This window comes from Lentzea guizhouensis, assembly GCF_001701025.1.
In the GTDB taxonomy this organism is placed as follows: Bacteria; Actinomycetota; Actinomycetes; order Mycobacteriales; family Pseudonocardiaceae; genus Lentzea; species Lentzea guizhouensis.
Genome location: NZ_CP016793.1, coordinates 1,494,612 through 1,515,533 on the forward strand (window position 1 = coordinate 1,494,612; position 20,922 = coordinate 1,515,533).

The 20,922-nt window shown below is 70.0% G+C and carries 17 protein-coding genes and 2 pseudogenes; 9 read left to right on the forward strand and 10 right to left on the reverse strand.

The window, feature by feature from the left end:
- Nucleotides 1-95: 95 nt before the first annotated feature.
- From BBK82_RS07635 to BBK82_RS07650, 4 genes and pseudogenes are all read left to right on the forward strand, one after another.
- The gene (locus BBK82_RS07635; RefSeq protein ID WP_154697160.1) at nucleotides 96-1,106 is read left to right on the forward strand and encodes a hypothetical protein; all 1,011 of its coding nucleotides are present in this window, start codon (nucleotides 96-98) and stop codon (nucleotides 1,104-1,106) included.
- Nucleotides 1,107-1,306: 200 nt separating this feature from the next.
- The gene (locus BBK82_RS07640; protein WP_065914378.1) at nucleotides 1,307-1,624 is read left to right on the forward strand and encodes a pilin; all 318 of its coding nucleotides are present in this window, start codon (nucleotides 1,307-1,309) and stop codon (nucleotides 1,622-1,624) included.
- Between the two features lie 180 nt (nucleotides 1,625-1,804).
- Nucleotides 1,805-3,898: a TrbL/VirB6 family protein gene (locus BBK82_RS07645; protein ID WP_237048072.1), complete on the forward strand. Its 2,094-nt coding sequence runs from the start codon at nucleotides 1,805-1,807 to the stop codon at nucleotides 3,896-3,898.
- A pseudogene (locus tag BBK82_RS07650) lies at nucleotides 3,895-5,203 on the forward strand (PrgI family protein). The gene BBK82_RS07645 and the pseudogene BBK82_RS07650 overlap by 4 nt, the downstream one beginning before the upstream one ends.
- Here the strand turns inward: BBK82_RS07650 and BBK82_RS07655 are convergent.
- A complete protein-coding gene (locus BBK82_RS07655; protein ID WP_083267850.1) occupies nucleotides 5,157-6,389 on the reverse strand; it encodes an IS110 family RNA-guided transposase in 1,233 nt (410 codons plus the stop codon). The pseudogene BBK82_RS07650 and the gene BBK82_RS07655 sit on opposite strands and share 47 nt — an antisense overlap.
- 422 nt (nucleotides 6,390-6,811) lie before the next feature.
- Here BBK82_RS07655 and BBK82_RS07660 point away from each other — a divergent pair, with 422 nt between their 5' ends.
- The 4 genes and pseudogenes from BBK82_RS07660 to BBK82_RS07675 all read left to right on the forward strand — a co-directional run bounded on the left by BBK82_RS07660 (nucleotide 6,812) and on the right by BBK82_RS07675 (nucleotide 13,567).
- Complete coding sequence (locus BBK82_RS07660; protein WP_065914379.1) at nucleotides 6,812-8,734, forward strand: VirB4 family type IV secretion system protein; 1,923 nt, start codon at nucleotides 6,812-6,814, stop codon at nucleotides 8,732-8,734.
- Between the two features lie 154 nt (nucleotides 8,735-8,888).
- Complete coding sequence (locus BBK82_RS07665; RefSeq protein ID WP_170068096.1) at nucleotides 8,889-11,519, forward strand: helicase HerA domain-containing protein; 2,631 nt, start codon at nucleotides 8,889-8,891, stop codon at nucleotides 11,517-11,519.
- A pseudogene (locus tag BBK82_RS07670) lies at nucleotides 11,516-12,585 on the forward strand (replication-relaxation family protein). Before BBK82_RS07665 ends, BBK82_RS07670 begins: the two are co-directional and overlap by 4 nt.
- Nucleotides 12,586-12,652: 67 nt before the next feature.
- Nucleotides 12,653-13,567, forward strand: coding sequence for a C40 family peptidase (locus BBK82_RS07675; RefSeq protein WP_083268739.1), 915 nt, complete (start codon nucleotides 12,653-12,655; stop codon nucleotides 13,565-13,567).
- Here the strand turns inward: BBK82_RS07675 and BBK82_RS07680 are convergent.
- The 3 genes from BBK82_RS07680 to BBK82_RS07690 all read right to left on the reverse strand — a co-directional run bounded on the left by BBK82_RS07680 (nucleotide 13,557) and on the right by BBK82_RS07690 (nucleotide 16,107).
- Nucleotides 13,557-13,967, reverse strand: a complete 411-nt coding sequence (locus BBK82_RS07680) for a hypothetical protein (RefSeq protein ID WP_237048073.1) — start codon at nucleotides 13,965-13,967, stop codon at nucleotides 13,557-13,559. The genes BBK82_RS07675 and BBK82_RS07680 overlap by 11 nt on opposite strands.
- Before the next feature lie 79 nt (nucleotides 13,968-14,046).
- Entirely contained in the window at nucleotides 14,047-14,928 is an 882-nt protein-coding gene (locus BBK82_RS07685; RefSeq protein ID WP_065914381.1) for a restriction system modified-DNA reader domain-containing protein, read from the reverse strand.
- 42 nt (nucleotides 14,929-14,970) lie between these two features.
- Nucleotides 14,971-16,107, reverse strand: a complete 1,137-nt coding sequence (locus BBK82_RS07690) for a hypothetical protein (protein ID WP_237048074.1) — start codon at nucleotides 16,105-16,107, stop codon at nucleotides 14,971-14,973.
- A 427-nt stretch (nucleotides 16,108-16,534) separates the two neighbouring features.
- On the opposite strand from BBK82_RS07690, the gene BBK82_RS07695 reads away from it, so the two are divergent.
- Entirely contained in the window at nucleotides 16,535-17,236 is a 702-nt protein-coding gene (locus BBK82_RS07695) for a MarR family transcriptional regulator (RefSeq protein WP_065914382.1), read from the forward strand.
- Nucleotides 17,237-17,863: 627 nt separating this feature from the next.
- Here the strand turns inward: BBK82_RS07695 and BBK82_RS07700 are convergent.
- From BBK82_RS07700 to BBK82_RS07720, 6 genes are read right to left on the reverse strand one after another with little or no spacing between them, the layout of a single operon-like run.
- The gene (locus tag BBK82_RS07700) at nucleotides 17,864-18,163 is read right to left on the reverse strand and encodes a hypothetical protein (protein WP_065914383.1); all 300 of its coding nucleotides are present in this window, start codon (nucleotides 18,161-18,163) and stop codon (nucleotides 17,864-17,866) included.
- A complete protein-coding gene (locus tag BBK82_RS48735; RefSeq protein ID WP_179953759.1) occupies nucleotides 18,148-18,579 on the reverse strand; it encodes a hypothetical protein in 432 nt (143 codons plus the stop codon). The genes BBK82_RS07700 and BBK82_RS48735 overlap by 16 nt, the downstream gene beginning before the upstream one ends.
- Nucleotides 18,576-19,178, reverse strand: a complete 603-nt coding sequence (locus BBK82_RS07705) for a hypothetical protein (protein ID WP_065914384.1) — start codon at nucleotides 19,176-19,178, stop codon at nucleotides 18,576-18,578. The genes BBK82_RS48735 and BBK82_RS07705 overlap by 4 nt, the downstream gene beginning before the upstream one ends.
- A 23-nt stretch (nucleotides 19,179-19,201) precedes the next feature.
- Nucleotides 19,202-20,029: a restriction system modified-DNA reader domain-containing protein gene (locus BBK82_RS07710; RefSeq protein ID WP_065914385.1), complete on the reverse strand. Its 828-nt coding sequence runs from the start codon at nucleotides 20,027-20,029 to the stop codon at nucleotides 19,202-19,204.
- Between the two features lie 33 nt (nucleotides 20,030-20,062).
- Entirely contained in the window at nucleotides 20,063-20,407 is a 345-nt protein-coding gene (locus tag BBK82_RS07715) for a hypothetical protein (RefSeq protein WP_065914386.1), read from the reverse strand.
- Nucleotides 20,404-20,910 carry a hypothetical protein gene (locus BBK82_RS07720; protein ID WP_065914387.1) on the reverse strand — a complete coding sequence of 169 codons (507 nt, stop codon included), beginning with the start codon at nucleotides 20,908-20,910 and terminating at the stop codon, nucleotides 20,404-20,406. The genes BBK82_RS07715 and BBK82_RS07720 overlap by 4 nt, the downstream gene beginning before the upstream one ends.
- Nucleotides 20,911-20,922 lie beyond the last annotated feature (12 nt).

Below are 20,922 nucleotides of genomic sequence, written 5' to 3' on the forward strand. Positions count from 1 at the left end.
CGTCCTGGACGAGTCGTTGATTCCGACTTGCTTTCGGGAGCCATTCCATGAGTTCACGTGAGGGATTCCCGCGCTCGGGTTTCGAGCGCGATTCCATGCCTCTGGACGCCGCGCGGTCGGCGTTCGAGTGGCTGGTCACCGGGCCGCACCCGGTGTCGGTGGACGGCCGGTTGTTCCCCGGTCTCCCGGCGCGGCGAGTGCCGTTGAACGAGCTGCGCGACCGGCTGCTGCGCCGCCGCTGCCCGCAGACGCTGCGGGACGCGGCGTGGGCGCACCTGGTCCTGCTCGCCCGCACCGAAGGCGGCACGTGGACCGTCGGCGCGGTCGGGGTCGCGCTGCCCGCACTGACCTCCATCGCCGCCACCTTGTCGGCGAAGTTCGCCGGTGATCCGAGCGACATCCACGCCGCAGTGCTGGCCGGGTTCGTCGCCGAGCTGGGCGAGATCGACCTGCGTCGTCCGCGCGTCATGTTGCGGCTGCGCTGGGCCGCCTACCGTGCCGGCCACACGGCAGTGCGCGAGGCTCTGGACGCGCCGGTGCCGTCGGGACACGGGTTCCGCTCGACGATGCCGTCGCCTCCGTGGGGCCATCCCGACTTCGTCCTGGCCCGCGCCGTCGCCGAAGGCGCCATCACCTCCGCCGAGGCCGAGCTGATCGGCTCAACTCGGCTCGAAGGTGTGCCGCTGGCCGACGCCGCGGCCGAGCGCGACCTCTCCTATCAAGCGGCGAAGAAGGCGCGCCTGCGCGCCGAGCACCGCCTGGTCGCCTACCTGCGCGACGACACCAGCGACACCTCACACGCCGGTCCTCGCGAGGGCGATGTAGCGACCCAGGTGGCCGACGCGGTGACCATCACCACCGCCGCCGAACACTCTGCCGACTCCGCCGCAGAGTCACGCACTGTCACTGCGTTGGCGACGCGCGCGGCGAAGAAAGTCGGCGAGCGCGTGTCCCCGCAGGGCCTGTTTTCCGGAGTTCAGGGGTGCGGGAGGAGACCAGCCACCCCCGCGCACACCACCTCTTCGCCCGCGCCGCATCCCGAGTCCACACAGCACTCGGCGCAGCGGCTGTCGGGCACGACTCCGGGAGTGTCGCGATGCGCCTGACTCGTACCCCTGTTCGCCCTCACCACCCCCGCCGGCCCGGTGACCACCGCCCTCACCGCGGGACCGTCCTGACTCGCCGCGAGACGACCTCGCGTGCCCGCGCACCAATGTGCGCCGGCCCGCTGCTGCCGGTCAGCGACAGCTCTACACCTCCGACCTCCACGGGGCGAAGTGGTCGCCGTTGGAGCGTCGGACGCCGCGTGCTGCTGGTGGCCGACCTGGCGCTGCTGGCACTTCTGGCCTCTGGCGCGACAGCCCACGCCGACACCGTGGTGCTCGCGATCGCGGGCAGCGTCGACGAGGTCCTGACCAACATCCGCAACTGGCTGATGGGCATCCTCGCCGGGCTGGCCACGGTGTTCCTCACCATCGGCGGCGTCCGCCGCGTGTTCGGCGGCGGTGACCCCGGCGAGCAGGAAAAGGCCAAGGAGTGCTTCAAGGCGGCCGGGATCGGCTACGCCCTGGCCGCACTCGCACCACTGGTCGTCACCGTGCTCAAGGGCATCGTGGGGGCCTGACCGATGCGCCCGCCGAACAGGCCGGTCAGGTCTGCCCCACGACCCACATCGGTCGGCCCCACCGTCGGCTCACTGCACGACACCACGCCCACCACGCGACGCGGCGCGGTGTCGGCGGACCGCCGGGAGATGCTCGCGCCTCCGGCCACGAGCTCCCGGCGGCCCCGCCGGATCAGGCTCGTGCGCTTTACGCGGAGCCGGGCGCTGGTGGCGTTGGCGGTGAGCCTGGTCGTCCTGTTGGGCGGCCCCCTCGCCTCGGCTGCCTTCGCTCCGGACTCGGGCACACCGGTAAGTCCGGCTGCCGCCGCGCAGCCCGCGCCGCCGACCAACCAGCCGCCGCTGCCGATCCCGACGGTCGACCCGGACCCCTGCGGTCCGGGCTCGCCACCACTGCCCATCTGCACCCTGCCGACGCAGACCACAACGTCTCCAACAACCCCGTCGACTCCGTGCTCCGGCGAGGGCTGCATCCCTCAGCCCGGCACCACCACCACGCCGCCGACCAACCCCGGCACCGGGCAGCCCGGACAGGGCCAGGAGGCCAAGGACGACTGCGGGATCACCGACGTCGGTGCCTGCATCACCGAGGCCATCAACGCCTTCTTCCGGGGCATCGTCACCGAAGCGCTCAACCCGCTGCTGGACCTGCTGTCCAAGACCCTGCTGACCACACCTATGCCGGACTCGCTTCCGCGGGTGGGCGAGCTGTGGGACAACTCCTGGCAGATCCTGCTCGCCTCCTACGGCCTGCTCGTGCTCATCGCCGGGGTCATCGCGATGGGCTACCAGACCGTCCAAACGCGGCACTCCATCAAGGAACTCGCGCCGCGACTGGTGGTCGGGTTCCTAGCGGGCGCTTTGTCGCTGTGGGTGGCGACGAAGGGCATCCAGATCGCCAACGCCGCCGTCGCGGCGATCATGGGCGGCGGGGTCGAAGCGAACACCGCAGGCGAGATGCTGCGCAACCTCGTGCTGACCAGCCTCAACGGCAGCAACTGGATCTCTTTCATCGGGATCGTCTTCGCCGCACTGCTCGTCGCACTGCTCGTCACCTACGTGGTGCGGGTCGCGCTGACCATCATCCTCATCGCCGGGGCACCGCTGGCGCTGATGTTCCACGCCCTGCCCCAGACCGAGGGCATCGCCTACTGGTGGTGGAAAGCCTACGGCGGCTGTCTGGCGATCCAGCTCGGCCAGAGCCTGACGCTGATCACCGCGATCAAGGTGTTCCTCGCCCCCGGCGGGTTCACCATCTTCGGCCCGACCGCGTCCGGGTTGGTCAACATCCTGGTCGCGCTCGCGTTGACGTACATCCTGTTCAAGATTCCGTTCTGGGTGTTGTCCTCGGTGCGTGGGGGACGCGGCGGTGGCGGCCTCATCGGATCGCTGATCAAGGGCTTCCTCGCCTACAAAACCTTCGGTCTGCTCGGCGGCGGGAGCGGCGGCAAGAGCCCGAAGCATCGCTCGTCGGGCGGCGGCAACGGCGGTGGAGGCTCCAGCGGCGGCGGTTCGCCCAACCCTTACGCCAACGCGCGCACGACCGCGAACGGGCAGTACGTCCTGCCGCTGCCCGGTGTGCGCCGGACCCGCCCGAACGGCAAACCCACGCCGAAGACGAAGGCCGGTTCTACCGCGAAGTCCTCCGGTTCGCAGGGTCGTCAGCTGGCGCTGCCGTTGGGCGACGACTGGCCGGAGAACAAGCCGGTGCTCGGCCGCGACGGGCAATACCGGCTGCCCCTGGACGTCCAGCGCACGACGCCACCACCGGCCTCGCCCACCAGGACCGACACCGGCGGTCGTCGCACCCGCGCGGCCGGGGGCAAGCAGCTCGAGTTGCCGTTGGACCCCTACCGGGGCAACCGCCCGAACCGGTCCGGGCAGTACTCGCTGCCCCTGGACGGCGTGCGCCGAGTGCCGCGCCCGGCAAGCCCGCCGTCGCCCGCTCCGCCGCGACCGAGTGGACGTCGGGTGGTCCAACCGGAGCTGCCCTTCGACCCGTACAAGGGCAACCGGGCGAACCGCAGCGGCCAGTACCGGCTGCCGCTGGACGGCGTGCGCCGCACGTCCGCACCCAAACCCGCACCCGCTCCGGCACCGGCACCGGCACCACCGACGGCACCGCCTCGGTCCGCGCCGCGCGCGGGACAGCAATTGCGGTTGCCGCTGGACCTACCCAAACCCAAGCCACCGACCACGCCGGTCTTCAGCTCACCACCCCCGCCCCCACCGCCACCGGCGCGGCCACGTCCGAAGCCAGGAGGTAAGACCTCATGACCGCTCCCGTCCGTATCCCGGCCGATGTCGACATGCACGACCGTGTCCTCGGGCCGCTGACCGCACGGCAACTCGCGATCCTTGCCGCCGCCGGTGCGGTGCTTTACCTGATCTGGGCGGCCACCCGCGCGTTCGTTCCGATCCCGGTGTTCCTGGCCGTAGCGGTCCCGGTCGGCGCGGCCTCGGCGATGCTGGCACTGGGCAAGCGCGACGGCGTGCCGATGGACAAGCTGCTCGTCGCCGCGATCCGCCAGCGGGTCGCACCCCGCCACCGGGTCGCCGCGCCGAGGGCGTGCGCCCGCGCCCGCGTGGCTCACGCCGGCCACCGACCGCACCGCGGGCCAGACGGCCGGGCGCCGCAAGGGCGGCAAGAGCCGGGCCGGGCAGCACGAGCAGGTGTCGCCCTCGGCGTTGCGGCTGCCGGCCGAAGCCGTCACCGAGACCGGCGTGGTCGACCTCGGCACGGACGGCCTAGCGGTGGTCGCGGTCGCCTCGACGGTGAATTTCGCGCTGCGGGCCCCGAACGAGCAGGAGGCGCTGGTCGCGAGCTTCGGCCGCTACCTGCACTCGCTGACCGCGCCAGTGCAGGTGCTCGTGCGCACCGAACGGCTCGACCTCTCGGCCCAGATCGCCGAGCTGCGGGAGCGCGCCGGTGGGCTGCCGCACCCCGCCTTGGAGGCCGCGGCGGTCGAGCACGCCGACTACCTGGTGCAGCTCGGGCAACAGTCCGACCTGCTGCGCCGCCAGGTGCTGCTCGTGCTGCGCGAGCCGCTCGGCGCTGCCGCGCCGACCGACGGCTTGGGCGGACCCGGACCGCTGGCCGTGCTCGGGTCGATGGCGGGCAAGCGCAAGCAGGCGAGCGCGCAGGTCGACGCCGGTACCCGGCGAGCCGCCGAGTCACGGCTGGTGCGTCGCCTCGGCGAAGGGATCGAGCTGCTCTCCCCGGCCGGGATCGTGGTCACCCCGCTCGACGCGGGACAGGCCACGGCGGTGCTGGCCTCGGCGTGCAACCCCGACAGCCTGCTGCCGCCTTCGGCGGGGCTGGCCGGCGCGGACGAGGTCATCACCACCTCCGGCGCGGACCTCACCGAGGACGACCTCGACGACGGCTCCTACGTCGCGCACACCACCACGACACCCAGCCGCGCGCCGTCGAGGCAGTCGCAGGACAGCGACGAATACGAGGACGACTGGGACTACGAGGACGACGACTACCCGGACGACTACGAGGACGAAAGACATCTCAGGTTTTTGAAAGTCAAGCCGCAGCAGCGAGTGGAGGTGGAAAGGCCCGATGTTCGGTGAAATCGTGTCGATGCTGAAGGCAGTGGTAGAGCTGCCCGAGGAATTTGTTGAACAGGTGTCGTTGGGCCTGGTGGTTCCAGTCTCCGGTGGCGCGGCGGGCGTCGAAGTGGCGTCGTGCGCCGGGGCTGGCTTTGAGCGAGGCGAGCGCCCAGGTGTGGCCGACGGCGGCCAGGCGCCGGTTCTTGATGTGCCGGTGCAGCACGACTTTCTTCTTCCCGCTGGCGCGAGTGATCGGTGCGGAGCCGGCGTAGGCCTTGAGGCCTCGAGCGTCGGCGAAGCGGGAGCGGTCGTCACCGATCTCCGCGAGCACCCGAGCGCCGCTCAGCATTCCCAGTCCTGGGAAGCTGACCATGATCTCGGCGTCTGGGTGCTGCTCGAAGTGGGCTTCGGCGGCTTCTTGCAGTTGGTCGGCCGCGACACATGCTGCCTCGAACTGGATCAGCAGCGCGGTCAGTTGCAGGCCCATGGCGTTCTCCACCAGCGGTGGCTGGCGCAGCTGCTCGCGGCTGAGCAGGTCGTGCAGGGCATCGGCGTCGCGGCCGATGTGCTTGCGGCGCCCGGCTTCGGTCAGCATGGTCCGCAGCTGTGTGCGGGTCAGCTGTGCGGCTGCTGCCGGTGTCGGTGCGGTGCGCAGCAGCGCTCGGGCGTCCGCGCGGGCCAGGCCGCCGCTGGGCAGCAGGCTGACCGCGGCGAGGGCGGCCGGGTAGAAGTCCTTGAGCAGGGAGCGGATCTGGTTGCCCAGCTGTTGCCGGGCCCAGACGGTGTCTTGTTGCGCGCGAGCGAGAACGCGCACGGCCTGGGCGAGCTCGGTGTCCGCGGGCAGCATCCGGTGGGCGTGCGCGTCGGTGCGGACAATGTTGGCCAGCACGACCGCGTCGGCCGGATCGGACTTCGCTCCCGAGACCTGGTGGCGGGAGCGGTAACGCGATGCCGACAGAGGGTTGATCGCGTAGATGCTGCGGCCGGTCGCACGCAGGGCGGCGACGAGCAGTCCTCGGTCGGTCTCGATTGCCACCGGCGTCGGTTGCTCGGCGGTGTCGCCGGCGTCGGCGAGCATGGCCAGCAGCCGGGCGAACCCTTCGGCGTTGTCGCGGATCCGGCCGCTGACCACCACCGTTCCGGCCTCGTCGATGATCGCGACGTCATGGTGGTTCTCGGCCCAGTCGATGCCACAGAACAGCGCCAACTGATCACATCTCCCTTCGTGTCAACGTTTCTCGCGGGTCCAGGCGAAGTCACTCGACGCCCTAATCGCGGGACTCTGTGGTCCGTCATCTCAGTAGCCGTGCGTGACTCCAGCGCACCGCAGGAACCTCGTTCTGTCGCAGAGCTCAGGGCTCGGGAGCACATGGTGAGGTCACTTCCTGCGGCGGACTCGGGCAACGCACACCCCATCACCGCGCGATCACTGACTCGTCGGCGGACGCGCCCTCTCTCTCATTGGGCCTTGCAGACCGAGGGGCGGTTAGGCGTCTTCCGCCGACGAGCAGCAATCTCCGGCCGTCCACACGCGCCGATCTCTCTAAAGACATCTGATGTCTGGAGGCAGCGGGCGTCATGCGACAGCCGGAAGTCCTATCCCTACGACACGATTAGGGGGCGGTCCTGATGGCCTCCCGCACACACAAGACCCGCAGTAACCCGGCCGTCCCGGCGGCCTCGTCGGCGGCTGCCGCGTTCACTCCCGACGCCCTGTCCGTGGCTGCGCGGCACCTGGAGGTCGGCGGCGAGTGGGTGTCTAGCTTCGCCGTGGTCGGCTTCCCGCGTGAGGTGCACACTGGCTGGCTCGCCCCGCTGCTGACCTACCCCGGACGCCTGGACGTCTCGGTGCACATCGAGCCGATCGACCCGGCCACCGCCGCCTCTCGGTTGAAGAAGCAGCTCGCGAAATTGGAGGCCGGGCGACGGCACACCGCCGAGCACGGCCGCCTGTTCGATCCACAGGTTGAGGCGGCCACTGAGGACGCCTACGACCTGTCCTCCCGTGTCGCCCGCGGCGAGGGGAAGCTGTTCCGGGTCGGGCTGTACCTGACCATCCACGCCGCCTCTGAGAAGGCACTGGCCGACGAGGTGGCCGCGCTGCGGTCGCTGTGCGCGTCGCTGTTGCTCGACGCCAAGCACACGACCTACCGGTCGCTGCAGGGCTGGGTGTCGACGCTGCCGATGGGCCTGGACCTCATCGGGATGCGCCGGACGTTCGACACGTCGGCGTTGGCGGCGGCGTTCCCGTTCACCAGCCCCGACCTGCCCGCCCCGGACCCGACCAGTGTGGCCGCGGCGTCCGGGGTGCTCTACGGCTACAACGTCGGCAGCCAAGGCTTGGTGCACTGGGACCGGTTCGGCGACGGGATGCACAACCACAACTCCGTGATCCTCGGCCGCTCCGGCGCGGGCAAGTCCTACCTCGTCAAGCTCGAACTGCTGCGGTCGCTGTACCGCGGCATCGAGATCGCCGTCGTGGACCCCGAGGACGAGTACGCCCGCCTGGCCGCCGCGGTGGGCGGCACCTACGTCCACCTCGGCGCGCGAGGCGTCCGCCTCAACCCGTTCGACCTGCCGATCCACACCCGCGCCGACGGCCGCCGCACCGCCCCGAAGGACGCACTCGTGCGCCGGTCGCTGTTCCTGCACACCGTCATCGCCGTGCTCGTCGGAGGCGAGTTGGAGGCGGCAGAGCGGGCGGCGTTGGACCGGGCGATCGCCGCGACCTACCAGAGCGTGGGCATCACCGCCGACGCGCGCACGTGGACCCGGCCGTCCCCGACGCTGCGGGTCCTGCGCGACCAGCTCGCGGTCGCCGGGCAGGCCGGCGACCGGGCCGCAGGTGAGCTCGCCGCGAGGCTGCACCCGTTCGTCGAGGGCGCGTTCAAGCAACTGTTTGACGGGCCCAGCAGCATCAACCCCGAAGGCCACCTCGTCGTGTTCAGCCTGCGCGACGTGCCCGACGAGCTCAAGGGCATCGGCACCCTGCTGACCCTGGACGCGGTGTGGCGGCGGGTGTCCAACCCGGCCATCCGCCGCCCGCGCCTGGTCGTTGTCGACGAGGCGTGGCTGCTGATGAAGGAGAAGTCCGGAGCCGAGTTCCTGTTCCGGATGGCCAAGGCGTCCCGCAAGCACTGGGCGGGGTTGACGGTGGCGACCCAGGACACCGCCGACGTGCTCGGCAGCGACCTGGGCAAGGCCGTCGTGGCGAACGCGGCGACCCAGATCCTGCTGCGCCAGGCGTCGCAGGCCATCGACGAGATCACGCAGACCTTCGACCTCTCGGCCGGGGAGCGCGCGTTCCTGCTTTCCGCCGATCGTGGCCAGGGTCTGCTGTCGGCCGGCACTCAGCGGGTGGCGTTTCAGAGCATCGCTTCACCGACCGAGCACTACCTGGTGACCAGCAACCCGGCCGAACTCGCCGCCTACGCCGACACCGCCGAACCGGTCGACGAGGCCGACGCCGCGTTCGTCGACCTGGGCTTCGACGGCGACGAGTTCGGCTCGGACTCAGGCGACGACGACCAGATCCACCTCGACGCCGCCTGAGCGCTACCACCCGTACGTACCTCTCCCGTGAAGGGACTCGTTCATGCTGCCCCGAACACCGACGTGGGTATCGCCTGCCCTCGACCAGCCACCGGACACACTCGTTCTCGCGATCGCGCCCACGCGCTCGACGGCCTCGGTCGCCGTCGGGTGGATGGGGGAATACCTGCGCGACCCCGGCGGCGCCCTTTTCGCGCTGCTGGCCCGGCTGCGGGACCTCACTCTGGACTGGGGTCCGATCGCGGCCCCCGTCCTCGCGGTGCTCGTCACCGGGATCGTGCTCGGCCGGCGGTGGTGGGCCCGCCGCTGCCACGAGCTGCTGCTCGCCGACGCCCGTCAGGTCACCGTGCTCGCCCCACCCACCGTGGATCCTGCGGGCGGGGCCGCGTTGTGGTCCAACCTCGTGGGCCTGCTGCGGCCGGGCTGGCGGCGAACGCTGGGCGGCCAGCCGCATTTGGCATGCGAGTACGTGTTCTCCGAGGCCGGGGTCGCGATCCGACTGTGGGTGCCCGGCGTGATCCCGCCCGGACTGGTTGAACGCGCCGTCGAGGCTGCATGGCCCGGCGCGCACACCCGAGTTGGTCCGGCCGAACCGCCGCTGCCGCCACCGGGCGAGGAGCAGCGGCGGCTGGTGGTCGGCGGCGAGCTGCGGCTGGCCCGGCCGGAGGCATTGCCGCTCCGCAGTGACTTCGACGCCGACCCGATCCGCGCGCTGATCGGCGCGCCGGTCGGGCTCGGCCGTGCCGAATACGCCTGCGTACAGGTGCTGGCTCGTCCGGTGACCGGCCGCCGCGTCCAGCAAGCCCGCCGCGCCGCCCGACGAGTCCACACCGGCGGCTCCACCCGGCTGGTCGGGCGCCTGCTCGACGCGATCACCCCCGGCACGGGCAGTCGTTCCCGGCGCACGGCGACGTGGACGAGAACCGGGGCCTTGCACAGCGACCCGCAGACCTCGCTGGAATATTCCGCGCAGAACAGGGCGATCGTCGGCAAGCAACGCGGCAGCCAGTTCGAGACCGTCGTCCGCTACGCCGTGGCGACCCTGCTACCCGCCGATGCCGGCGAGGCCGACGTTCGCCAGGCGCGCGAGGTCGCCCGCGGCCGGGCCCACGCGTTGGCGGCCTCGTTCGCCTCCTACACCGAGCACAACCACTACACCCGCCACCGCATCCGCCATCCCGGCCAAGTGATCGACTCACGTCGTCTGGGACGCGGCGATCTGCTGTCGGTGCCCGAACTGGCGGCGATCGCGCACCTGCCCACCGACGAGGCCATCCCCGGAATCCAACGCGCCGGAGCCCGCGCCATCGCCCCACCACCGGGCATCGCCACCCCAGGGCCGGAGGCAAAACCGCTCGGGGTCACCGACACCGGCCACCAACGCCCCGTCGCCCTGCGAGTCCCGGACGCCCGCCACCACCTGCACGTCATCGGCGCCACTGGTTCCGGCAAGAGCACGCTGCTCGGAAACATGATCCTGGCCGACGCCGAGGCCGGCCGCGGGATCGTGCTAATCGACCCCAAGGGCGACCTCGTCACTGATGTTCTGTCCCGCCTTCCCAAGTCGGCTGCCGATCGAGTCGTGATCTTCGATGCGGACAGCAAGTCTCGACCACCCTGCTTGAATCCGCTCGACGGTGGGGAGACCGACCTGACCGTCGACAACCTCGTCAGCGTCTTCCGGCGGGTGTACTCGGCGTTCTGGGGACCGCGCACCGACGACGTCATGCGCGCCGCCTGCCTCACCCTGCGCAGCCAGGAAGGCGTGGCCACCCTGGCGGACCTGCCCAAGCTGCTGGCCGACGAAGCGTTCCGCAGCCGGGTCGTCGCCGGGGTCACCGATCCGGTGCTGCGCGGGTTCTGGTCCTGGTACGAGGAACTCACCGACTCGTCCCGGTCCCAGGTCATCAGTCCGCTGATGAACAAGCTCCGCGCGTTCCTGTTGCGGCCCTTCGTCCGCGACGCGATCGCGGGCGGTCATTCCACAGTGGACATGAGCCAGGTTCTCGATGGCGGGATCTGCCTGGTGCGTATTCCCAAGGGGTCGCTGGGTGAGGAGACCACTCGGCTGGTCGGGTCGTTGGTGGTCGCCCGGACCTGGCAGGCCACCACCGGGCGGGCTCGGACACCGCAGCGGCAACGCCGGGACGCCTCGATGGTGATCGACGAGTGTCACAACTTCCTGAACTTGCCTTATCCAATCGAGGACATGCTCGCCGAGGCCCGCGGGTTCCGGGTCGCGATGACCCTGGCCCACCAGCACCTCGGCCAGCTCCCCCGCGAACTGCGCGAGGGCATGTCCACCAACGCACGCTCGAAGATCTTCTTCAACGCGAGCCCGGAGGATTCACGCGAGCTGTCTCGGCACACCGCACCGCGGTTGTCCGACCACGACCTCGCCCACCTCGGCGTCTACCACGCCGCCGTGCGCTTGGTTCTCAACGGCGAGGAAGCACAGCCGTTCACCATGCTGACCAAGCCCCTCCCACCCGCCGTCCCCGGCCGGGCACGGGAGATCCGCGGCATCGCCCGACGCACTGCTCGCACTCGCGCGATCGAGGCCGCCACCGGCGGGCCCGCAACCGCCGGCACCCGGCCGCCTCGCGGCACGTCGGGCCCGTCGCGACCCGCGAACCGGATCGATCCCGTTGCGCGCCCGCGTAGCGCCGACCCCGCCGCAACGGCTGACCACACCCACTTCCGCCCTTTCCACCCGCCCATCACGCCCCGGCGCACTGCGCGCCGGGGCGACTTCGCCCTGCCCACCCGGAGGTGCCCACCATGATCACCAATCCCACCCGCCAGCGCGCCCTGCGCGGCCACAAGCCCACCCGGCCCACCCCGCGTGTCGCGAACACCGCCGAGCACCAGGCCGTGCTGGCGTGGCGGTTGACCGCGCGCGACAAGTGGATCGCCCGGATGCTCTGGGAACACAAGGTCCTCACCGCACACCAGATCACCGCCCTCGCGTTCCCCAGCTTCCGGTCCGGGCGGATGCGGCTGCGCGAGCTCTACATGTGGGGTGTCGTCGACCGCTTCCAGCCATTCGTGACCCTCGGCACCGCGCCGATGCACTACGTCCTGGCGCCCGCCGGCGCGGCCGTGCTCGCCGCCGAGGACGGCCTGGACATCAAGCAACTCGGCTACCGGCACGACCGGGTCTTCGGCGTCGCCCACAGCCTGCGCCTGGCCCACACCGTCGGCGTCAACGAGTGGTTCACCGCCCTGGTAAACCGCGCCCGCAACCCCCACCCCGGCGAACAGGTCGAGCTGGCGGCGTGGTGGTCGGAGACCCGCTGCGCCCGCCACTTCGGCGACCTGATCAAACCCGACGGCTACGGCCGCTGGAGGTCAGGTGAACGGCAGGTCGAGTGGTTCCTCGAGTACGACTTCGGCACCGAACCGCTGAGCAAGCTCGCCGGGAAACTGGCCGGCTACGCCGCCCTCGCCCAAGCCACCGGCATCACCACACCGCTGCTGGTGTGGCTGCCGACCTCACGCCGCGAGGCCGCCGCCCGCCGGCTGCTGGCCAAGGCATGGCGCGAGCTCGACGACCGGCGCTCGGTGCCAGTCGCCACCGCGGCGGCCGAGCTGCTCAACCCCGAGGCCGACCACCCGAGTCCGGCTGACGAGGTCTGGCTCCCCTGACCGCGACCGTCGGAGCGTCCCGGCGAGCGCTGTCAGGGCTGCCCGACGCCTGGCCGCACGTGCCGCCGCCGGTCACGCCGACCGAGGAAGCCCAGGCGGGCGCGGACTCGCCGCAGCCGATGTCACCGCCGCCCTCGCCGATGCCGCCCACCTCGACCAGCCCACGGGCGCCGCGCGGGGCGGGCCGGCCGGGGAGGTGGTGAGAGCGTGCTCGCCAAGATCGCCATCGGGACGGCGGCCATCCTGCTGCTCATCCCCGTCCTGCTCGGCATGGGCGTAAGTGCCGTGGTGGACGCGCTGTTCGGCAGTTCCTCGAACACCAGCATCGACTGCACGGCACCAATCGCTGACATCCCGCCTGACTACTGCCTGCTCTACGTCACCGCAGCCCCGGACTGCCCCGGACTGGACTGGACCGTGCTCGCCGCCATCGGCAAAGTCGAGACCGACCACGGCCGCCTGAAAGCACCCGGCGTGACCGAGGGCGAGAACTTCGCCGGGGCCGGCGGGCCGATGCAGTTCCTCGCCCCGACCTTCAACGGCGTCATCGCCGCACACCAGATCCCACCCGGCGGCGCCTCGCCGCCCTCACGGTACAACCCACACGACGCCATCCACGCCGCGGCATTCCTGCTGTGTGACAACGGAGCACGCCGAGGCGACCTGCGAGCGGCGATCTTCGCCTACAACCACGCCGACTGGTACGTCGACATGGTCCTCAAGCAGGCCGGCAAATACGCCAAGGCCGCCGCGACCAGCATCGGCAACGGCGACTGCAACGCCATCCAAGCCCCCAACGCCGTCGCCCTCGCCGCGATCAACTACGCCTGTGGCCAAAGGGGTTTGCCGTACGTATGGGGCGGCAACGGCCCCGACGGCGGACACGCGGGCTTCGACTGCTCCGGACTGACCAAGGCCGCCTACGCCGCCGCCGGAGTGAACCTGCCCCGTACCGCCCAAACCCAATACGACGCGGGCCCACGCGTCCCCGCCGGACAGCCGCTGCTGCCGGGCGACCTCGTCTTCTACGGCACACCCGGCAACATCCACCACGTCGGCCTCTACATCGGCGGCGGACTCATGATCAACGCCCCGACCTTCGGCCAACCCGTGCAGATCGACAACTACCGGTACAACGGCGACGACTACGCCGGGGCGACCCGCCCGGCGGCTTCTACTGCATAACAGGTTCGGCCTCCCCCGCACCCGCGCCGACAATCGCGGCGAACGGTTGACCGAACGAGTCGACCAGCACGATGTGCTGGGTGAACAACGGCAACTCGACCGAGTCCAGCGGGATGATGTTGTAGGTGCTGACAAGGTCGAACAACGTGGTGATCACGGCTCGACTCGTCGCGCGTGCAGGGACGGTGTCGAAGCCCTCGACGCGGATGTGCAGCATTCGCTGCCACGGGAGCACGGTGACGACCGTGCGGGTGTACGCCGGAAGATCCTCCCGCTTACGTGCCTCGGTGATGTCGTGAGAAATGCGCACGGCGATGGCTTCCAAGGTGTAGCCGGGACCGTCTCCAGCCTTCGCGCCCCGCACAATCGCACTGTCCTTTGTGTGCAGGAATTCGTCCACGGTTAAGCCTTTCCTGTGCCAGGACAGCCGGGCTGCCAATGCAAGTGGATACGGGTGACCCGGCTGTCGAACAAGGGAGCTACAGCTCTCGGCGCGGTTCGGTCGTCTGTCCTCGTCGGGCGCGAAGGTCCGCGCGCAGGTCACCGAGAGTGCGTCCGTCCGAGGTTCGTTTCCACGCCTTCCAGCCGTTCTGGTGCTTGCCGCCGAGTGCGGTCAGAGCGCCGGAGGGGTTGACGTAGGCACGGCCGTCGACGAGGACCAGGGTGCCGTCGGAGTTGATGCGGGCGGTGTGCCGGGCACCGCGCCCTGGACGGTCCCAGATGAACTCCTCGCCCTTGTGGATCAGGCCGGTGGCGAGCAGGTCCACGAGGCCGCCGTTGCCGCCCCAACCCCGCAGAGGTCGACCGGCTGTCGCGCCTGGCGTAAACGAGGCTGTCTCAGTTGCTTCGACGTGCAGCCCCATGATCGCCGCAGCGGTCATCGCGACGGTCCACGGCCAGCGCGGGTCCATCCCTTCCCACTCGCCGACCCGCATCCACCGGTTGCCGTGGGCGAGCAGCATTTCCACGTCGACCTCGTCGTCCGGCGGCGACTCGTCGTTGGGTGCGGTCAGCACGAGGACTAGATCGCCTTCGCATACTGCCGCCTGCGGCTGGTCGGACAGCCAACACCCGGCGAACAGGGCGACTTCGCCTTCCCGGTTTGGGTCGGTGTCGTCCAGGACGTCCGCTGCCACCACGAGCAACGCCCAGGTGTTCTCGGCTTGTCGCATCGGCGTCGGGGCGACCGATGGGGCGAGAATCACGGCATCGGGCGGAAGTCCCTCCCGCCACAACAGCGCCGTCTCTTCGTCGGATTGTGGGGGCGTGGGATGCGTCGCGGGGTCGTCGGCTGGCCGGGCGGTGTTCGGCACGGCAGCGGCGGGCTGGCGGGGCGGAACGGCATCGGATTCGGCGGTCATGATGGTGCCCTTCAGATCGGATGGGTCGAGCAGGGAGTGGTGTCATCGGCGCAGGACGTTCACGCGCTCGCCGCCGAGCAACGGTTTGTCTTCCGGACCGGCGAAGTGCGGGTCGATCCAGATCGGGCGGTGGTCGTTGCGGCTGGGGTAGTACTGGTTGCGCCAGTGCCCGCGCACGATCCAGCGGTGCCGGTACTCACGAGTGCCGTTGCCGAAGTCCTCGTCGGGGCGGTCGGACGGCTCGGTGCGGGCACGCCGCAGGTCGATGTAGCGCACGGTGGGATCGAGAACCGGGTCGAGGCGTTCGATCCGACGTTGGGCAGCGCGCGGCGCGGTCATCTGCTCCGAGCGCACCAAGGTCTGCCCCATGAGCAGCCACGTCGCGAGAATGGTGCGCTGCATGGCGATCCTGGCTTCGCTGTCGCGAGAGGACTCGTCTTCGGACACCCCATCCGGCCAGCCCTCCATCTCTGTGAACTCCATCGGCGTGAGCGCGCACCACTCGTAGCCGTGGGGTGGGGCGAACGACGGCGGCACCGGGGCGCGTTCGAGATGCGGCAGGAACGTGGCGAGGACATGGTCGGCGACTTGTTCGGCGGTCTCGTCACTCTCGGAGGGCCTGTTTTCTGGGGTCGGCTCGGGCAGGTCGCGCGCTGCGGCCGTTCTCGCTCGCGCCAGCACCTCGTCACGGGGTGCCTGCGCGAGTGTGCGTCCGATACGGACGATGCCTTGCTGTGACGGTGATGTGGTCGCCCAGGTGTGCACCCACAAGCCGCCGCGTCCCGGAGCCCACGTGACAACCGAGACCGCGTTGTGGCGTGCGGCGGCTGTTCCTTCCACGGGTGGGTGCTCGTAGACCATGACCCCGATCTGCGCGGGCAGGTCCTCCGGGTGCAGTCGGTAATCGGTCAGCGTGTCGGCAGCGTGGCGGGCGAGGTCGGTCATGTCGGCGGAGACGTAGAACAACTCCGCCGCCGGAAGCTGGACCGCCAGCGTCTCAGCGATGGTGGTTCCCACATCGTCGACTCGGTCGAACACCCGTGATTCGGTGGCATCGTCTGGACTCGGTCCCAGGAAGAAGCGGAACCAGTTGCCCGCGCCGTCGAGGGTGGGGTCACGCGCCCAGTCGGTCATGCGTGCGCGGATCTCGGGCACGTCCCGCGCCGTCACGGCGATCATGCCGCGCTCCTACGTCCCGTGGCCTCGCCGATGCGTCCAAGGCGCGAGTATGGGCTGTGGGCGCCGCGGTTGCACCGCGGCCGGCGCGTGGGTGCGGCGAGTTGCTTCGTGCCGTGCATTCGGTTAACCCCTTTTACGGCAATGTTTGTGGTCGGGTCGACGTGTATGGACGCTTCGTGCACGCGGAGGTGTCAACGCCTGTGGGTGCTAACGACGCGAAGTGGACCGTTTCGTACTAACGAAGTAGCGCGACGCGGGCGTGTGTCCACAAGAGACAAGGTGTTTTCGATGTACCGCTTGACTTCATGCGCCGAAGGAAGCGTCCATAGTTGTGCGACCCAACACCATCGGATGCGCACCGGGGGCCGCACCCGCTCCGGCCGGGGCATGACCACCCAACCCGAACCGTCATCACTGCGAGGTAGTCATGTCCACCAACCGCACCCTTCGAGCTGTCCCCACTTCGGCGACCGACACGGCCAAGCCGCGCACGGAGACCGAGGAGAAGCTGTGGCAGGCACTCCGGAACAACCCCGGCGGCACCGCCACCGCCCTGTCCACCGCCGCCGGGATCGGCAAGTCGACCGCTCCCAAGATCCTCACCCGCTGGGAGAAGGACGGTCTCGTTACCCGAACCACCGGGATCGCCGACGGCGGTTCCCGCCCCGCCGACCGTTGGTCCATCACCAACGACGACCAGCCCACGGACGACCAGCCGACCGACGACCAGCCGACCGACGACCAGCCCACGGACGACCAGCCCACGGACGACCAGCCGACCGACGACCAGCCCACGGACGACCAGCCCACGGACGACCAGCCGACCGACGACCAGCCCACGGACGACCAGCCCACGGACGACCAGCCGACCGACGACCAGCCGACCGATGACCGTGCCGGAAAGCCCCAGAGGCTGGCACCGGGGGCGTTGCGGGGCATGGTCGAGGACTACCTGCGGGACAACTCGGGCGAGTTCAGTCCGAACGCGATCGGCAAGGCGTTGGACCGGTCCTCTGGTGCGGTACACAACGCGCTGGAGAAGCTGGTCGAGAGCGGCTACGCCGTGCGAACCAGTGACAAGCCGAAGAAGTACTCCCTCGCCGCGACGACTGCGGCGGCAACGGAGTAGCCGTCCCCCGCTATCGGACGGGTCCGCTCGTCACGTGCCTCCAACGGATCATCGTTGGGGGCACGACGACGTCCGGGTTCACGCTCGTGCGTAGGGGTTTCAAGATTGTTCGTCGCACATGGCGGACAGGCACATGACGGCAGGGGCGACCCGCGAGGGTCCGATCGCGGTTGCCGTGATCGTGTAAGTCGTTGGCCTGATTGGTAGTACCGATGACGCCGAGACGGCCGATGCCAGTGTTGCGTGGGGTGATCCGTTCAGCCGATGGCAGGTGGAACGGGCACGATCTACTTTCCGCCGAGGACTTCCGGACGATTTGAGCCGCAGCAAGTTAGGGAGCCCCCCGTGGGGCACCATGCGGATGTTCACCCCGAGCACGTGTCTTCTGTCGCTCTCGTGGGCGAGATCCCTCTAGGGGGCAGAAGACTCGGAGTCGGTTCGTTGAACCGGAAGTTCACGGGCCGGGGAGGCATTGCGGGCCCGCGATGTTGTGCGGGGGATCTATGTTGTCGCGGCGGTGTGGGTGTGGGCTGGTCGTGAAGGCCGACCGGCGACCCGTTGGGGTCGCTGGTAGGTGGAGCGTGTGTGGCCGCCCCGTTGGGGGTTGGGTTGGGTGGTTCGGATCGGCTAGGAGGCGGCGTCCCATTGTTGAGTGGCGGGGTTCCACGTCGCCTCGGTGAGAAGCCGGTTCATGTCGGCCAGGCCGGGGCCGATCATCCAGCCGAGGCGTTCGCAGTCGGTCTCGCCGGGCCAGCGGCCGGACCAGATGTCTTTGCCGCAGTTGTGTTTGTGCTCGCAGCTCAGGCGTTGGAGCCCGGTGCGCAGGCACATGGCCACGTCGCAGCCCTCGACGTGTGGCTGGCCGATGGCGACCTCGCAGTCCGGGCAGTGCGGCCGAGGCGCGGAGAAATCTAGTGGGTCGGGCATGTGCTGTCGTGCCTTTCGGTCTGATCTTGGCTGGGTGCGGATTGGGATTGTCCGGTCGCGGTGGTTCGTCGTGGTGGGTGATCGACATGCGGCATCGCGTAGCCCCGAATGCGGCCGGTGATCACCCACGCGCGGCCCCGGTCGAAGAGGTAGATCCAGTCGATGCTGCGGCTGTCCGGCCAGGACCACGGCCAGCCCTCGCGGGGGTGGTGACTCTGTCCGAGGCTCTGTTGGGCAAATACATCGAGGAGTTCGAGTACAGCGTCAGCGAACGTCGTCGGGTCCGGCGCTTCCAGCAAGCGTCGGCCGGAGTCGAGGCTGCGCAAGGTTTCGGGGTCGGCGTTGCCGTGGAGGGCTCCGAGCCATCGAGCACGGCGTCCGGTTTCGTCGTAGAAGTCGGCGGTCGTGGGGATCATCGACGGGCTTCGCGTTCGGCGTCGGCAGGGTGCGTGAAGTAGCAGTCGTCGTCGCACTCCTGCGCGCCCCGACTGGTATTGAAGAGGCAGTCCTCGCGATGGTGCTTGGTGAAGGTGACGCTGCCGTCAGGGTGTTCGATGATGTGCAGCGCACCGCCGTGGGTGTAGGCCCAGGTGATGTCGTCGGGTTCGATGCGGTGCTCGGCGTCGTAGCCGTAGCTGGTCGCCAGAAGCGCGCTGATCGCGCCGTGCAGGTGCGGCGAGAGCGTGTGCGTCGTCGGCGGGGCAGCGAGGATCGTCGCGGCGCGCTGTAGGAGGCGTTCGGTGACGGGGCCGAGGAACCGGGCGGGGTCGTCGATGTCGGGGCCTGGTGCCGGGGTGTTGTACCACCATTCGCTGGTTGCCTCGGCGGCGAGCATGGTCCACGTCATCTGATCGTTGAGCACTTCAGCGACCGCGCGACTTGTGGTGGTGAGGTAGTGGCCTCGTTCGACGTGGGCGCGGACGGTGCGTCCGGCGATCTCGACGGTGCGGGTGTGGTGGTAGTGCTGCGGGCTGGTGCCGGTGGTCTCGTCTCGTTCGGTCATCGAGGTGGTCATCTCGGAGTCCTTCCGGGGGCGGTTCAGCGACGGGCGAGTTCGGTGCGCAGGTCGGCCAGCGGGCGGTTGTCGTGAGCGCGTTGCCACAGGTGCCAGCCGTTGGCGGTGAAGTCGCAGAGGTGGGTGGCGAGGGCGTTGACAGCCGACACGGCGAACTCGTCCGGTCCGTGCTGGAGAATCCCGCCTGCCCGGACGGTGGCGACGTGCTCGCCGAGCACGATGTGGTCGCCCTCGGCGAGCAGCCCGGCCTCGAGCAGCTCGGCGAGGCCGTCGGGTGCGCGGCGAGGCGCCGAGGCCGCGGGCTCGCCGGCGAGGCCAAGTCCGCGTGAGAGCCAGTCGGGCATGGCTGCGGCGAGCGGCCCGGTCAGCATCGGCCACTGCGCGTCGTGAAAGGCGGCGTCGGCGAGGTAGCGCATGTGCACGAGCACCGTCATGGCGACCTCGTGCGGCCAGCGCGCGTTCACCGCGTCCCACGTGCCCACGGTGCGCCACTCGCCCTGCATCGCGGCGAGAACCTCGACATCAGTCCGGGCGGGGTCGGCGGTCGAGGTGTGCAGGAGCACCACGACGTCCCCGGCGTGCAGGGTGGCAGGCGGCGGTTCGGGTAGCCACACTCCGGCGAACAGGTCGGCGGTGTCGGTGTGCGCGGGGTCGGGTACGGAGGCGTCCCTGGTGTGGCGGACCGGGGCTCCGGCGGCGTCGGTGGTCCGCAGGGCGATCACGACGAGACCCCACGCCCCGGCGGGCGGGCGCATCGGTACGGCGGCCGGAACGGTGGGGGCGAGCAACACGGTCTCGGGTGGCAGAGTGCCGGAAAGTGGCGGCGTCGTCGCGCCGTGGTGCGCGGTCATGGCTGTCCTCCAGGTGGACGGGATGGTTTGAGGTCATCGGGGCGGGCGAGTCGCGTCCCGGAGGAGCTGGTCGATCTCGTCCTTGGGGGCGGTGAGGATGGTGGTGAGCACGATGACGGCGGAGCCTTGGTCGAACGGGCGGACAGGATTGCCGTCGAGGGTGAGGTCGTGGCCGTCGGCGGTGACGATCCGCCAGTCCTGCTGGCGGATGCGGTCGGCGCAGTAGTAGCTGCCGACGAGTACGCCGTCGCGGGTGACGGTGCCGTACAAGATCTGCTGCGCGTCGGCAGGGTCGTAGATGATCGAAGTCACCGTGCAGCCGTTCTCGGTGAAGCTGCGGGCGACGATGTCGACCTCGGGCTGATTGGGTGCGGTCATCGGCCTTCTCCTTCGGTGTCGTGCGGGTTGATGAGGCACTGTCCGGCGGCGGTGGGCAGTCCGGTGGCGGGATCGCGCATGAGCGGAAGCGGGACCGAGGGCGGGTCGGCGGGTTCGCGCAGCCACGCCTCGATGTCCGGGGGTCCGAAGTCCTCGACGGGTTCGCGGGGGTCGAGCGGTTCCCAGCGCACTCCGCCGCCGACCGTGAGGAACACGCCGCGAGTGGCGGGGTCGAAGGCGACAATCCAACTGCTCACGTGGCTGGTCGCCCACGGCCACGGCCACCCGGTACGGCGGGGGTAGGCCCTGCCGAGCTCCTCGGTCTCCCACACGATGAACAGGTCGGCGACGGCCGCGCGGTAGGTGGGCTCGTCGGTCGCGGTCAGCGCGAGGCGTCCGGACGGGACGCGCAGGAGGTTCTCGGGTTCGCACTCCCATTGCAGGGAGCCGAGCCATTCGGCGTCATGGCCGCGCCCGAGGTAGAAGTCGGTCTTGGTCGACATGACCTCAGCTCA